Origin of the sequence: Geosporobacter subterraneus DSM 17957, from assembly GCF_900142145.1 — a bacterium.
Taxonomy (GTDB): domain Bacteria; phylum Bacillota; class Clostridia; order Peptostreptococcales; family Thermotaleaceae; genus Geosporobacter; species Geosporobacter subterraneus.
The window spans coordinates 35945-51694 of record NZ_FQZV01000018.1; the positions used below are offsets into that span (position 1 = coordinate 35945).

Below are 15750 nucleotides of genomic sequence, written 5' to 3' on the forward strand. Positions count from 1 at the left end.
TCATCTTTCATAGCCCACGGCTTTCTTTTCCGGTACATCCATATCTTCATCCGGCTCGCCGTCCAACATTTCATTTTCATGTTTATCCATATTGAGAAGAATATTAAGCTCTGAAAGCCGCGCAGACTTTGCTTGCAGTTCCTCTTCCTTTTCAAAGGGGATATCAACCTGCAGCTTTGCTGTTTCCATCTGCTGTTGGAGAGTTTTTAATTGTTCTTTACAATATTCCAGCTTCTTCGGTATTTCAGCAAGAACATTATTAAGCCTTGTGATGTTGCCATGGATATCAGTGCCTAATGTAGCCTTATGACTCATAGCCCCTCGTAGAATAATTTGGTATTGCTTATCAAAGCCATCAAAAGAAAAAAGCATGGGAAATCCCATGTAACTGCCCAGCTCTTGCGGTTCTGGAGAGGTCATAAGCTTGCAAACTTCAAGAATAGCTACCCCAGCCTTGGCTTTTTCTGAGTAGAAAACACCCTTTACTACCATACCTGCAAATTTGCTGTCCTCTGCACTGTCTCCGATAGGTTCCAATATGCTCTGATTTTTGTACAGGCCAAGGTCTTTTTCATAGCGTGCAATTCGTTCTTCCATGGATTTAATCTGCTGTGGGTAATGTTTTAGTAACCTATCCTCCAAAGCATATTTCTGACTTAAATGATTAGCCTTTAGAAGCTTTAATTTTGATACTTGAATATCTAAATCCATCTTCTCCTTAATGTAAACATTACCGGTGGCTAAAGCTTTTACCTCTGCATAACTTAAAGCAGTTTCGTCTATATCTTCGGCGCTTCTCACTGGAGATTTGGAAGTCATAATCTGTGAAATAAAACGCTGCTTATTTTCAAGTATCTGATAAAGATAAGCGTCAAAGGTGTTTTCTGTTACATAGCGGAAGATATGCACTTCATCGTTTTTATTGCCTTGGCGGACAATTCTGCCGCTTCGCTGCTCTAAATCTCTTGGACGCCATGGGCAATCCAGATCATGAAGTGCAATCAATCTATCTTGTACATTGGTTCCGGCTCCCATCTTAAAGGTAGAGCCTAATAATACTCGTACCTGGCCTTTGCGTACCTTGGCGAAAAGCTCCTTTTTCCTGGTTTCTGTATTGGCATCATGGATAAAAGCAATTTCATCGGAAGGAATACCACGCTCAATGAGCTTTTGTCTCACATCGGCATATACATTGAAGTTTCCATCATTTTTCGGAGTAGATAGGTCGCAAAACACAAGCTGGGTAAGCTTCTTATGGCTATTTTCCTGCCAGAAGCGAAAGATATTGTCTATACAGGAATTAACCTTGCTATCTTCATGATCGGGAAGTATAGGATTAGCAAGGCGCTGGTCAAGTGCCAGCTTACGTCCGTCGTTGGTAATCTTAAGCATATTGTCTTCATAAGGTTCCACCATCTTGTTACGCACCCTTTCAGCACGCTCTGCAAGCTCGGCTACCATATCCTGCTGAAATTCACTTGGCTTTACTGCCACATTGTGATAGGTAGCTTTCGGCACAGGAAGATTAAGCATATCTGCTGTCTTGATATCTGCAATTTCTTTAAACATGTTCATTAGTTCCGGGAGGTTATAAAAACGTGCAAACCTCGTTTTCGCTCTATATCCCGTACCCTCTGGTGCAAGCTCAATGGCAGTAACTGTTTCTCCAAAGGTACTTGCCCAGCAGTCAAAATGCTGAAGTCCGTTTTTTCGCAGGGTTTCATATTGCAGGTATCTTTGCATGGTGTACATCTCGGTGATAGAATTACTGATTGGCGTTCCTGTAGCAAAGATAATGCCTCGGCCATCTGTCAGTTCATCAAGGTAGCGGCACTTAGCAAAAAGGTCAGAGGACTTTTGTGCTTCGGTCTGAGATAAGCCAGCCACATTCCTCATCTTTGTGTACAAAAATAGGTTTTTATAAAAATCTGCTTCATCTACAAATAACCGATCGACACCTAATTCCTCAAAGGTTACTACATCATCTTTTCGGCTGGTATCGTTGAGTTTATCAAGTCTTAGCTTTAAGGTCTTTTTAGTCTTTTCAAGCTGCTTGATAGCGTAACGCTCACCTCGTTCTTCTTTAAGTTCCCGGATACCATTGGTTATCTCTTCAATCTGTTCTTCAAGCTGTCGCTTTTGTCGTTCCTGAGATATAGGAATTTTTTCAAACTGGCTGTGACCTATGATTACTGCGTCATAGTCACCAGTAGCAATACGGGCACAAAATTTCTTGCGGTTTTTGGTTTCAAAGTCCTTTTTCGTAGCTACAAGGATTTTAGCGGAAGGATAAAGCTGCAAAAATTCCGCTGCCCATTGTTCTGTTAAATGATTCGGCACAACGAACATGCTTTTTTGGCATAGTCCTAAATGCTTGCTTTCCATTGCAGCAGCCGTCATTTCGTAAGTTTTGCCCGCACCTACACAGTGGGCCAATAAGGTATTACCACCATACAGGATATGAGCTACTGCATCCACCTGATGTTTACGCAGGGTAATTTCAGGATTCATGCCTGTAAAACGGATATGACTACCATCATATTCACGGGGACGGATGGAGTTAAAACGGTCGTTATAAATTCTTGTCAGCCTTTCTCTACGGCTGGGGTCTTTCCATATCCAGCTTTGAAATTCTTCTTTAATAGCTTCCTGCTTTTGCTGGGCGATGGCAGTTTCCTTTTTATTCAGGACACGCTTCTCAACACCGTCCTCATAAACCGTATCGAAAACACGTACATCTTTAAGGTTCAAAGTTTCTTCAATAATCTTGTAGGCATTGATGCGGCTGGTACCATAAGTCATGACAGCCTTAATGTTGCCGCTTCGGTCATCGTTTTTACCCTTAACATTCCAGTTGGCGGTATAGGACGAATAAAGAACTTCAATGTATCGCCTATACATATAAGGAGTTTCTAAAAGTTCAAACATGAAGTCCTTTATAACATCTGGAGGAAGCCAGGTAGCACCAAGTCGAACATCAATTTCAGATGCGCTTAAATCCTTAGGCTGTACCTTTTCAAGGGCTGTGACGTTTATACTGTAAATGTCAGGGTGCATTTCAGCAAACTGCCGAGCAATTTTAAGCTTTTCTCGTACATTTCCTGATAGATAGGCGTCCGCTGTTTCAAATATAGGCTTTCCTTCGCTGTCTAACTTTTCAGGGTTTTGGAATATAACGCCTTGAAGGTCATTTTCAAGTTGATCCTCTGAAAGCCCTGTAAGGCTTTGCATAAAATCCATATCCACACAGGCTTTTTCAGCAATAGAAATAGCTAATGCTTCAGTAGCTGTATCCACATGGGAAATAACAGTGCGCTGCCTTATGGTACGTTTGGTGAACATGTCAGCCTTACGCTCAAGCTCGCCGTTCTCATTGAGAATTTCAAGGGAGCAGAGCAAACAGTAGGAGGAATCATCGGAAAAGGCCATGTTGTTACCACGGCTGTTTAATAGGCCATATTTTGCAGTAAACTCATCATACAGACTATTTAGCTTATGCTGTTGTTCCTGGATTACCTCATCACTGTAATCTTCGGTCTGATATTCAATAAGGTCACGAACACAATCCCTGATGGCAATCATGCCTTTAATTCGACCATTAGCTGTGACGGAAACCTCAACCTTATTCATCCTACTGTTTTCACGGTAGTAGATTTCACCGTCCACAACGGTGTAACTGAAATTACGTACATTTGGATCTGCTGGGATGGAGGTATCAGCATCATCTGATATATCGTCCATCTCATATTCCGTGATTTCTGCATGTATATTTTCCAATGCCTCCCGTAGTAGTTCGCCAAAGTCGGCATCCTCATAAGGCATACAAGTTGTTTCTTTAGAATCACCATACATCCACTCACCATAAGCCATTGTTCCCAGCACCATGTCAGGATTATCTGCAAAGTAGCGGTTGATAGGAATGACATCCTTGGTGGTAGAGAGGTGTACCCAATCCGGCTCAATATCAATTACGCGGTCACGCTTTTGTAGGAATATAATGTCGGTAGTAACTTCGGTACCGGCATTCGCAAGGAAAGCATTGTTTGGAAGTCGTACAGCACCCAAAAGCTCTGCTCTTTGTGCAATGTACTTTCGCACCTCTGGATTTTGCTTATCCATGGTGCCCTTAGAGGTAATGAATGCAATAATCCCACCGGGGCGTACTTTATCCAGGGTTTTTGCGAAAAAATAATCATGGATATAGAAATGGTATTTATCATATTTTTTATCCGCTACACCATAGCTTCCAAAGGGCACATTCCCGATGGCAAGGTCGAAAAAGCTGTCTGGAAGATTAGTTTGCTCATAGCCCTGCACCGCAATATTAGCCTTTTGGTAAAGCTGTTTGGCAATCCGGCCTGTGATACTATCAAGCTCTATACCGTATAGCTTGGAATTTTTCATACTGTCAGGTACAAGTCCTAAAAAGTTTCCTACACCGCAAGCTGGCTCTAAAACATTGCCAGTCTGAAAGCCCATGTTTGAAAGGCAGTCATACATGGCCTTAATAACAATAGGTGAAGTATAGTGGGCGTTTAAAGTAGAGGCTCTTGCAGAGGCATATTCCTCATCAATGAGCAGTTCTTTTAGTTCAACATATTCCTTTGCCCACTGGCTGTTATTCTCATCAAAAACTTGGGAAATACCGCCCCATCCTACATAGCGGGACAATATTTCCTGTTCCTCCGGTGTAGCAAGGCGGTTTTCTTCTTCAAGCTTATTTAAAAGCCGAATAGAGGCGACGTTCCAGCCATATTTAGTCTTTTGACCGCCATGTCCTAATTTATCATCGGTGATGCGGTAGTTGATTCTCTCTTGTTTTGGTTTTTCCGGCATAAGATCAATGATGACTTTAGAAACTTTACCGCCTTGAGTTTTTTGCCATACAGGCTCTTTTGCCTGTTCCAGGACACCCTTTATAAAATCGATGCTTTCGCTGCGGAAAATAGGGAAGCCTGTGCTCTGCTCAAAGGTGATGTCCCGCAGGCTTACAGTTTCTGCTTCTTCGTTGATACTGTCTATAACATATTGCCTATCTTCAATGAAAAGTTCCATACCCACAGCTATTTTATTTTCGGCTGGTTTATTTTCTGATTTTTCAACTTCGCTATCCGGTTTTGTATCGGGTTTATTAGGTTTTTCACTTTCTCCGCTTTCATCAGTAATGGTAAAATCGTCATTGCGAGGAGTAGTTTCATTTTCTGTTTGTCGTACCCATTCTGGTGCATCGGGATCATCGGCATGAAGAGTAATGCTATCATTTTTTTCTGTAAGGTAATCCTGATATGTCCGCTGAAATACATCCTCGTTAAACCATTCTTTAAACTGCGGCAGGCTATTATAAGCTTCATAAAAATCTGGATGATCTTCCTTCATGGAAAGTACAATGCGAGCAATGGCACTATCCAGTTCCTGTTTGGCACTGTCTGCATCAGTGTTGCGATCTCGCAAATAGGAATAAACTTCATCATTCTGTACCCTTCTTACCATATCCGGCAGATATGTCAGATACAGCTCACGAGGAGATGGAGTTTCTGTTTTTTCTTTTGCTGATTGCTCAGGTGTAATAAGATGGTCATTTAAAGGATTTTCCCTCAATATCCGATCAAAATCACTTCGTGCAAACTCTTTGCTGAACAGAGGAAATTTCATATCACGAAGATACACCGTGTTATTGTCAAATGATAAAATTTCATATTCATCCGCACCAAGATAAACAGTCCCACCAAGTGAAAAAGCATAATGTGAATTTTCCCGTGGTGGTAGCTCTGGCTCAGATGGAGCAGGTTTCCGATTCAGAATTTGACGGATATAGGCTTCTTCATTACGCTGTTGGCGGAGTTCCTCTTGTTCCTTTTCATAAGCAGGCAAATATTCTTTTTCTTTTCGGTTTAAGTAGCGGTCGGCAGCAATCAATTCACTTATGCGCTTTTGCACCTTTGTCCAGGGCAAAATTATCTTTTCATCTGGCCCCATGATGTTTCCACTGGTGAGCGTTATGCCCTTGTCGTCGTGCCACTCGTGAATATCTGTTCCAATTAAAGCAGGAGCACGTCCACCGATGCCATACTCATTTTTCAAAAAATCGGCATTCTCTTTCGAAGAAGCGTTTTGCTGAAACTGCATATAAATCCGGTACTTTCCGCCCTGTACACCGCTTCCTTGCTGTAAAACTGCATCAATAACTTCCTGCGAAATAGAAAAAGCAGAGGATTTATCCTTCTCCATCTGCTCAATCAGGTTTATTTGCTGCTGCACCAATGGCAACACCGGTGGCTCATCTTTAAATTCATTTAGTAATATCATACTGCCAAAATGCCCGGCGATAACGCCCCAATCATAGTAGCTCTGGGATGTTCTTGTAGTGTAGCTGCCTTCCCAAAGATGGAGGACATTTTGGTAGGTCTTGTACCCGACGCGATGGTCACCGTTTATAATCAATTCTGTATAGTCATTATTAAAAATACTTTTAATGTACTCGGTGCGCTCATGGCTATCCTCATGGGTAACGTAAAAGTCAATAATTTCCTGTTTTGTGGCTTTGAGATGCGGGGTAGAGCGCAGGATTTTATTGATAAGAGCCGTAGAATGAAAAAACGGAAGACTTTTATCCTCCGTTCTTCTATCATACTATGCTAATTGTAAACCAGTTCCTCCAGTATCGTTTCCTCCGCCGACTGTCTTAGGTTGTTCATGTGTCCCGTCCAACCCATTGGGTCGGTCGCTTTGTCCGGTGCCGGGTTCTCTATTAGGAGTTTCTCCATGATTTTCTCCATTCTCTCCTTCGCCGTCCGGTCGATTTCCGACAGATGCTCCGTCAGTTTTCCCGACAGCATCAAGCTGGCGTACATCCCTTTCTTGTGATTTTTCAGGTATGTTTTGCGCAACATCCCATATTTGCCGATGTGCGTTTCCTCCTGTGGAAGCGTCAGGTCGGGTATCAGGTAATCGCCTTGGGTCGTGTATGTTAATTCCATGATCATCCTTCCTTTCATCTCTATTATTTACACTTTTATTCTGTCCTACATCATGACTTTTTGCAAATGTATGGTCTTGTTTTCTTTCAGACTTTTGCAGGTCTTTTACTGTGGCTCCGATTTCCTTTAAAATCATTTCGGAAATGTCGCTCGTAGCAGCTCCTAATCTGGATAGGGTATCGAGGGTATTAAAATTCACTACACCCTTAAAATCCTCAAAGCTTAAAAACTTATCGGCAGGATAGCCGCATCGGGTTAAGAGCATATATGCCACTGAATTATTTAGCACTTCCTTGAAGATGAACTCCACATTAAGCTCATCCAGTTCCTCTAAAAAGCTGTTCTCACGGCTATACATGAGGTCAGAGAGATAATCTGAATAATTATCTTGGACAGCATTAAAAGCGGCTGAAATAAGAGCAGAAGGCACATCGCTTTTATCCTTGAGATCGCCAAAGGCATTCTCCAGGGTTTCTGTTACGTCCTGTGCATATCTGTCCTGTAAATTCCAAAGAACAACAGGACGGTTATATCGACTGTTTGTATCTGATACATCAAATACGTGGTGCAGGCTTAAACGGCTTCCACTATCATCAATAAGGGCAATGCCCTTAGCGCCCCGATTTACCCATCTGCCAAACCTCTCATTCCATAACTCAATAGGAGCACAAGCGGTTGCATCGGGGCGCTGGGCATAAATCAGCAGTTGGTCCTGAAACGGGTATTTATAATTCCAGGCGGCTGTTTTGAGAAAAGAAGTCCAGTTGTCAGGACTTTTTACAACAGCATTAGATGTCCTTTTTGAAAGCTCTGTAATCAGTTGAAGCTTCGTTGCCAACTTTCATCCCTCCTTATCGCTCTGGTGTGTGTGTCTTCTTTATTTTTATTTCATATTTTTCCTGAAAATCTTTGATTGTTCTGCAGTCTCCGGCAGAAAAATTAAAGTCATCCGGCTCTATATTTAGAAAGCCGTCCTTATCCAGCCTAAGTTTTTCACAGGTGATAACTGTACCAGAATGATTGACTAAAATTCCTTTTCCTATTTGTACCGGATCGCCTTGAGATTCATCATCATGCCGAACCTCATAAAGATAAAGCCCTTTAGGTACGGTATTTCTGTCAATCCTTATAGGAGTAAACAAGGCTGGCTTTCCGAATAACCCAATTTCTTCAAAGGATTCTTCCATTGCATTGTATCGCGCCATATATCATTCCTCCTTATCGCTCCGGCCCATGTTTTTTCTTTTTAGCCTGCTGTTCGTAATTTTCCACTTTAGCCTTTTCCTGTTGGAGACTTTTTAAATAATGGATTTCATCCAGAGCGCGATTGCATAAATCTTCAAGGGCGGTCAGACGGTTCTTACAGTAGTGCCCCCAGTGGTAGTCTTTTTCACCCTTTGTACATTTCCACGTCACAAACTTGGCAGGGGCATTTTCATTCTGGCCGATGACAAATTCCATGTTTCCTACAGTCAGCCTGTCGGTAATGATATAACCGGCGTTAATTTCCTGATCCATATTTAAACCTCCTAACGCTCAATCTCTTGTTTTTTCAGCTTTATCTGCCTTTGGGCCTGTATCTGTTTCAGCCGTTCCTTTGCCCAATCCGGCATATATTCCGGTTTAACTATGCCTAAAATATCCTCACGGTTCCAACGGGATTCCTTGCCGGAGTATAGATTAGTGGTATAAACTGCCCGACCTCTGGAATTTGCACGTGCACCAAAGCCGCCTGTGATTAGCACAAGCTGCTTGTCAGCGGTACGGTACTCAGGGCGCAGGCGCTCTGGGCGGATGATTGCCACTTTGTTTTCAAGATTCTGATTGTTATCATTTTGGATACAATGCTCTAATGTAAAGGGCCTTAGGGATACAGTAACTATTTCCCGCTCTGCTTTTACCGTTTCAAGCTGTGCCGTCACGCGGGAGGTAAACTCAGTCATCATTTCCAGATAGTCTGCACTTCCCACAGCGCTAAAATAATGCTCAATCCCTAAAGGGTTATCCCAAGTGCAATTGCATACTATGTACGGACAGTCAATTTTCTTTTCGTCCACTCCAAAGAGGATTTCTTTATCTCCAACATGGATGGCGTGCTTTACCTCATAGGTATCCACCATGCGTTTTGCATCATCCATCTTTATTCTCACTCCAATCGAATCGGCAGACAGGAAAGGGATGGTGTTTCCACCCCTTCAGCCGCCATACAATTAGTTCATTTTCCTTTTAATGTGCAGATACACTGCACCACCTACAATAACCAGACAGAGTACAATGGCCAGTACCGTTTTAAGTTCCACTAAAAGCACCTCCTTTTACCTAAGCCAACATATAAAGAGCACCTATATAGACAAAAAATCCAATACATAAGAATGCAGCCAGAGGGACACTTCTTTGCCTTGTCGCCTTTGCATAAAGGTAGGCAGGGGGCAGGGCGAAAAAGAGAATGGCTGTAAGTCCGTATAGTCCAAAACAAAAGCCCATTGCCGCCGTAAGTTTGATATCGCCGCCGCCCACACCGCCGTATTTTATAGCAAGGATAAATAAGCAGACACCCGGTAATAAAAATCCCACAATCCGTTGGGGTAACGTAGGATAGGACAAAAGGAAAGCGGACGTACCGCCAAACAGGACAATAGCTATCCATGTCCAGTCGGGGATAATCCGCTTTTTAAAATCTGTAATAGCTGCCCACAGTAGGGGAACGGCGCAAAATAGCAGTACCATATCAATTACCCGTGGTGACATCATCGGAATACATGCTATCTACCACATGGATTTTAAGATTCCCTCCGGCAACCCATTTAGACAGCGTTCCTCCAGGGGTATGCACGTCGGTGACAAGAAGCTGCACTATATAGTCCCTGTTGTCCGGGAACCACACAGGAATATACTGTTTTCTGTGGTGGAAAGGGGATGCAGGATTTTCTTTAAAAGTAAATTGACTGCCCTCCTTGGCTAAAGGAATGGCAGTTTCATAGCGGTATTCCGGCAGATATACTTCTGCTGTCTGTGGGGCAGTAATCATCTCTGACCTGTCATAGTTGGTGCTTACCGTTGCTGTAACACGAATAAAATAGCCGTAACCCGATTTTAAGTAGCTCTTGGCTTTTGTATCATAATCCAGCGTAGCGCTTACCTTTAGTTCAGCGTAGAATTGTCTCCATACAAAATTATTGTTTTCATACCGCTGTTCCCACCATGTAACTTTGGGTTGTTCATTTCTTTTCGGCGGGTCAGGAAGTACCCGGCTTTCCTCTGGTTCTTCATAGGATACATTCTGGATAACAGCCTTTTGAGTATAGGTGTTGTTGTCATTGGTGCCTTCATTCCCTAATGACTGTTCAGGGTTGATAATGGCAATCAGTGTAATATTTTTATCAGCCTGCACATTGGGTGTGTCCCATCGTATGGACACAACATTCCATGTATCCTTTTCCATAACTACCGCATCAATACGCTTTGACAAAGACAGTTCAGGGATTTGAAATAGTACAGTAACGTTTTGTCCTGGTGTAAAGTCCAGGCTTCCTTTGTTTGATACCTTTACGGTGGTAATGACCGACTGGTTTTCCTTGTACTCATCCGGCGTAATTCTCTGCACATCCAAATCATAAGGATGTTCCAACACCATGACTTCCGATGAAACCCGGTTGTTACCTGTATTGATGTCTCTATACCCTTCAGGTGGTGATACTTGTGCCGATAGCTTGATAGGTACGCCTTTTGCTCCTGCTATGCTGGTAACAAGGAATGCTTTCTTCTCAAAGGCTTTGAAATTGGCTATAGGTGGTATAGTGGAAACTGCCTTGCCGTTGATGGTGACATTTAGCTCAACGTCAGATAGTTCTTTATCTGTGGAATTGGCAAAGTACACAGTAAAGCTGTATTCATCCCGTTCATACACCGTAGGCGGTGACGATAGGTTTACCCATACGTCGCATAGATTTACTACCGGGGGCACCTCCGGATCGTTCGGATTATCAGGATTATCCGGATTATCGGATGGATCATCTGGGTCATCAGGTGGATAGTCGGGATCATTTGGGGTATCTGGGTTATCAGGTTCATCTGGGTTATCCGGGTCGTCAGGATTGTCAGGCTTTTCGGGGTCACTTGGGTCATCCGGCTCATCTGGTTCATCAGAGGGGTCTTTTACCACCGTAATGCTCGAAACAGCAGTATTATTAGCTGGTTTTTCATCCCTAAAGCCTTCCGGTGCTTTTACATTGGCCCATAGGCGATAAACTTCACCTGCGTCTCCTGCTGTACCTGTGATAGTAAAAGATTTTGTTTCTTTAGGTTTAAAGCTTTCTGTTTTAGGAATTTGCAGCAGGATATTGTCATTGTTCTTCCCCTGTAAGGACACGGCTTTTAGTTCTATATTAGAGTTATTGGTAAAGCTTACAGTATAGCTGTAATCCTCATACTCATAGACTGTACGGGGAGCAAGAATACTTGCCGCAAGGTCGCAAAGTTCTGGAGGAACAGGCGGCTCATCCGGTGGATTTACTGGATCATCGGGATTATTTGGTGTATCTGGGTTGTCAGGTGTTGACTCTGGTTCAGGGTCAATCACTTTGATAACTGCCGTAGCCACATTATTGGAAAGATTTCCATCGATAAAGCCTTCTGGTACACCAATATTAGCCCATAGATGGATTCCATTGGCGGCAGTATCGGCGATACGTTTGATAGTATAGGTTTTGCTTATATTAGCTGCAAAGTCCTGAACTTCAGGTATTTCTTCAATCAGAATACCATCCACCGTACCTTTTAAGGGTACGTCATAGGCTGCACTCTTACCACTGTTCATATAAATCACAGTGAATGAGTAGTTGTCGCCCCGGTACACCGTGGCAGGGGCACGGATAACAACTGATAGGTCATTTCCGTCCTGATCCTTAAACTTAAAATAGAAGTCTACAGTAGGAATTTTGTAATTGATTTTTTGCGTAATTGAGGTCTGTGTCTTGTTTTCCCCATCTGTAAATTCTTCTGTTTCCGGCGTGTAATCCCATTCAAGCCCCATGTACATGAAGTTTCGGGACAGTATAATGTCGTCCTTGGTAAAAGTGATAGAAGTGGTCTGATAAGGATAGAGCAACTCCGGTACTCCCTTGTCCTGAGCAGTAATTCTACCGTAAACCTCCTGCTTTTTTTCATCGCACCAGGTGGCTTCCACATCAATTTTTACCGGGGCCTGATAGGACAGGGCTGTATTTCTCATAGTTTCAAAAGCAAGCAATGCTTTAGATGTCCATCCATAGCGGGTGGTCAACGGTTCAAAATCCCTATCAGTGTCATAGGTTCCATAGAGCTTACCGGAGTTAAAGCCATAAATCTCTACAACATTGCTGCCCTTTAGGGTGTAGGTTCCACCATCATAACGGCCGATCCAATCAGCAATCCGCTTATGTTCATAGTCAGCAACGGTATTGGCATTCATAAGATCAATACGCTGGGGTTCTTTAAAGGACTTTAGCAGCGTTCCACCTTCATAGATTTCTTTGACATTCATGCCGATGGTGCGGTATCGGGTGTCATAGATGGCCTTAACTTGGAATATTACATTGGCCGTGATGGTGAGGACTGCACCCTGGTCTGTTTTGGCTGTAATAGTATAAGAGCCGCAAGCTTCCTTGCTTTTAACAGTCAGGATATATTCCGGCGTTACCTTTTTGCTTTGACTGCCATATTCCAGTTGAATATCCGTAAGATTACCGGTTTTAGCCGTGATTCGGATGGGGATTTCTGCCGGAAATTGCTCCACGGCTACCATGCCGCTTTCGTTTTGCAGGCTGTCTATGGGAGAAGTGACTTTGATTTCAATGTCGCTGTTTGATACGGCAAAAGCTTTACCTGAAAAAAACATACAGCATACAAATAAAAGGGGGATGACAAAGATGAATTTGCATTTCATTAGAAACCTCCTTCCTCGATTCTGTTATTGACGCTGGATATGCTAAAGGGGAGTTTAACCTCGCCGGTTAGAAAGTTAAAAATACTGCGGGTTTTTATTACCCCGTCCAGCGTAAGCCGAGGTGGGTTATCAGTTGCCTTAATATTTTTGATTTCAAGCTCGTAAACCCATTCTTCACCTGCATATTTGTTAAGCCTCGTATCCAGATTCATACTTTGATGAAAATACTCATAAAGCTTTTCTTTAGCAAGGGCGCTATTCAGCCGGGCATAGCCGTCCTTGCGGTATTCATCCATCATGGCGTATTCCACGGAACTATTTACGCCCCGCTGGAGTACATACTCTACCTGTTGATACAGGCTTTCCATACGGAAATACTCAATCAGGATAGCAGATAGAGTCAGGATAAAGAATACGAGTATCAAGATGAATATGAAAGTGTCGCCCCTGCGGTTTTGTAAAATACGTCTAAAATTCCCCACGGCTTTTCTCCTTTCCGGCACTCTCACTCTAAGAGCTTCCAATATTTTTCCGACATGCCGGTGATACTCACCCGCATAGGGATATCGATTTTAACAGGAGGCGCAAAGGACGGCGTAAAGATGGTAAAGGGATGGCTATACGTCATGGTGACCGTAAAGGTATCTCTTAATTGGATTTTTTGCCCGCCCTTATACTCTACATCCTCGATGGTCATCTCCGGTGAAAGATTAGTTTGCTGTTTAAGCCGGTAGAAAACATCATAGGCTTTGTCCGATATCTGTCCTTCAAGCTCAATTACCCGGACAACACGGCGGCAGATATGGTTTAAGTTGAGGTAAGTGGTAAAGATGCTTAAAAAACTTATGACCGTCACCATGAGTGTTATTACTACCAGCGTTTTAACCATCAAGTCAAAATAACTGCTGCCTTTCCTGTTAAAAAGCAGTTTCATAAAAGGGAATGGGGGAGAATTTCTCCCCCATATACCCAGGTGCTTTTTGTTCATCTTCTTGCACCTCCCGCATTAGCGGATACAATCGGCATAATAGCCATTAGCTTATTAAGCCGGTAATCTTGGTAACAATGCTGTTCCAAATCTGTGTGATAGAGCCCTGATAAAGCGTCATGAACACCGCACCTACAACTACTACAATTAACACCACAATAAGCCATCCAGTCATTTGATCCCCGGATTTGTTAGACAGTATATTTCTGGCTTTAAGACCTGCCATTCTCATTTTGTTTTTTAAAGTTGTCATCATAATAAATACCTCCATATCATTTTTATTTGGTTTAAAGGGAAAGGGGTGGCAATGCCGGGCAATGCCCCCCGTGCTACTACCTTTGGATTTTTGGTGCCTTTAGCTTATTAAGCCGGTGATTTTAGCAACGATGCTATTCCATATCTGCGTAATGGAATCCTGATACAACGTCATGAATACTGCGCCTACAACTACCACGATTAAGACTACAATGAGCCAGCCTGTCATTTGGTCACCAGATTGGTTTGTAAGTATGCTTCTTGCCTTTAGTGCCATACTCTGCATTTTGCTTTTTATTGCTTTCAACATAACAAATACCTCCGTTTATTTTTAAATTTTAGTTTAGAAAAGGAGAATTTCTTCCCTTTGTTCAGGCACTGCCTTTTAGCTTAAATTAGCTCAAGAGACTGGTAATCTTGGTAACAATGCTATTCCAGATGGTAGAGATGGAGTCCTGATACAGTGTCATAAACACTGCGCCTACAACTACCACAATCAGTACCACAATGAGCCAACCGGTCATCTGGTCACCGGATTTACTTGTCAAAACATTTCTTGCCTTTAAAAGAGCATTTACCATTCTTTTCTTCATAGATTTTTTTCTCCTTCCCTCGATAATTTGGATTGCAGTTGTTTTGTTTTGCATGGTTAATACCTCCTGAAAATTTATTTTGAAAAGGGTCTCCCCGTTTTCACATTAAAAAAGGCCCCCCATTGACTTTATAAGGTGGGAGCCTATGACATAGAGCAGGGTGGCAAGAGTTACAGCCACAAGGGGAATGGATGCAATCTTAATCCTGCGGGGCAACTTATTTAATTTTTTCTTTAAGGCTTCTTTAGCTTTAATGTCCATATCTCTTGCAAGATACGCCAATGCCTCCCCTTGATGCTCTCCCCGGTGAAGCCCTATAAGGGCATTCACCAGAAAGGATACTTCTGCAAGGCCGATGCGTTCATTGAAGTTTCTAAGGGCGGTTTCAATATCCTTTGCTTTCATCTCCATTACTAAAACTGAAACATCATAGTAGAATACATCGCTGGCTACCTTAAGGTAATCCTCAAATATCTGAATTAAATCCACCTGTACGACGGCTTTTTTACCGTCAGCCTTGATGTCGTCCAGCTTATACAGTATGGAGCGCACAAAGCCTGGAAGTTCCATTTCAATGCGCATCTTTTTTTCCTTCATCTTGTCTTTAAGGTCGGTCATGAAGTGAAAATATACCACTATTGAAAATATAAGCACAACAGGCACAAGGTTGGTAGCGCCGATTGCAAACAGTATCAAAGCGATAGGCAGTATAAAAATGGCGCATATAATAGCCCTTGCGTAATACTCCTTTGGGGTAAGCTCTAATCCTCCACGACGGAGTGTAGATGCCATCCTTGCTTCCTTTACCGGGTCAAGGGGGATTATCCGTGAGACGGGCTTTACAAGGGGCATTACAAACCGGTTTAACAATCGGCTACTGCCTTTTTCCTTTTCCATTTGCAGATGCTTGATGTTCTTTTTCATGCTGAGCTTTGGAATTTTAAGAAGTTGCCTGCAAATTAAAAATCCTGCCGCAGTCAGCAGGACAAATATAATAACTTGATAAAACAACGG

General features: G+C 42.7%; 13 protein-coding genes. All 13 read right to left on the minus strand.

Annotation, left to right across the window (positions count from 1 at the left end; genetic code table 11):
* Nucleotides 1-6441, minus strand: a complete 6441-nt coding sequence (locus BUB56_RS07925; protein WP_242946249.1) for a DEAD/DEAH box helicase family protein — start codon at nucleotides 6439-6441, stop codon at nucleotides 1-3.
* 189 nt (nucleotides 6442-6630) lie between these two features.
* Nucleotides 6631-7815, minus strand: a complete 1185-nt coding sequence (locus tag BUB56_RS20480; RefSeq protein ID WP_456297985.1) for a hypothetical protein — start codon at nucleotides 7813-7815, stop codon at nucleotides 6631-6633.
* A 13-nt stretch (nucleotides 7816-7828) separates the two neighbouring features.
* Nucleotides 7829-8182 (minus strand): LPD28 domain-containing protein, encoded by a 354-nt coding sequence (locus tag BUB56_RS07930; RefSeq protein ID WP_110940787.1) that lies wholly within the window; start codon nucleotides 8180-8182, stop codon nucleotides 7829-7831.
* 13 nt (nucleotides 8183-8195) lie between these two features.
* Nucleotides 8196-8495, minus strand: a complete 300-nt coding sequence (locus BUB56_RS07935; protein WP_110940788.1) for a hypothetical protein — start codon at nucleotides 8493-8495, stop codon at nucleotides 8196-8198.
* 11 nt (nucleotides 8496-8506) lie between these two features.
* Nucleotides 8507-9115: a hypothetical protein gene (locus BUB56_RS07940; protein WP_110940789.1), complete on the minus strand. Its 609-nt coding sequence runs from the start codon at nucleotides 9113-9115 to the stop codon at nucleotides 8507-8509.
* A gap of 181 nt (nucleotides 9116-9296) precedes the next feature.
* Nucleotides 9297-9728 carry a prepilin peptidase gene (locus BUB56_RS07945; protein ID WP_242946251.1) on the minus strand — a complete coding sequence of 144 codons (432 nt, stop codon included), beginning with the start codon at nucleotides 9726-9728 and terminating at the stop codon, nucleotides 9297-9299.
* Nucleotides 9706-12900, minus strand: coding sequence for a hypothetical protein (locus tag BUB56_RS07950; RefSeq protein WP_110940790.1), 3195 nt, complete (start codon nucleotides 12898-12900; stop codon nucleotides 9706-9708). Before BUB56_RS07950 ends, BUB56_RS07945 begins: the two co-directional genes overlap by 23 nt.
* The gene (locus BUB56_RS07955; RefSeq protein ID WP_110940821.1) at nucleotides 12900-13382 is read right to left on the minus strand and encodes a TadE/TadG family type IV pilus assembly protein; all 483 of its coding nucleotides are present in this window, start codon (nucleotides 13380-13382) and stop codon (nucleotides 12900-12902) included. The genes BUB56_RS07950 and BUB56_RS07955 overlap by 1 nt, the downstream gene beginning before the upstream one ends.
* A gap of 23 nt (nucleotides 13383-13405) precedes the next feature.
* On the minus strand, nucleotides 13406-13888 hold the full coding sequence (locus BUB56_RS07960) for a DUF4320 family protein (protein WP_110940791.1): 483 nt from the start codon (nucleotides 13886-13888) through the stop codon (nucleotides 13406-13408).
* A 46-nt stretch (nucleotides 13889-13934) separates the two neighbouring features.
* Complete coding sequence (locus BUB56_RS07965) at nucleotides 13935-14144, minus strand: hypothetical protein (protein WP_110940792.1); 210 nt, start codon at nucleotides 14142-14144, stop codon at nucleotides 13935-13937.
* A gap of 99 nt (nucleotides 14145-14243) precedes the next feature.
* The gene (locus BUB56_RS07970) at nucleotides 14244-14453 is read right to left on the minus strand and encodes a hypothetical protein (protein WP_110940793.1); all 210 of its coding nucleotides are present in this window, start codon (nucleotides 14451-14453) and stop codon (nucleotides 14244-14246) included.
* 85 nt (nucleotides 14454-14538) lie between these two features.
* Nucleotides 14539-14790: a hypothetical protein gene (locus tag BUB56_RS07975; protein ID WP_242946252.1), complete on the minus strand. Its 252-nt coding sequence runs from the start codon at nucleotides 14788-14790 to the stop codon at nucleotides 14539-14541.
* Nucleotides 14791-14841: 51 nt separating this feature from the next.
* Nucleotides 14842-15747, minus strand: a complete 906-nt coding sequence (locus BUB56_RS19850; RefSeq protein ID WP_242946253.1) for a hypothetical protein — start codon at nucleotides 15745-15747, stop codon at nucleotides 14842-14844.
* Between the last annotated feature and the right edge of the window lie 3 nt (nucleotides 15748-15750).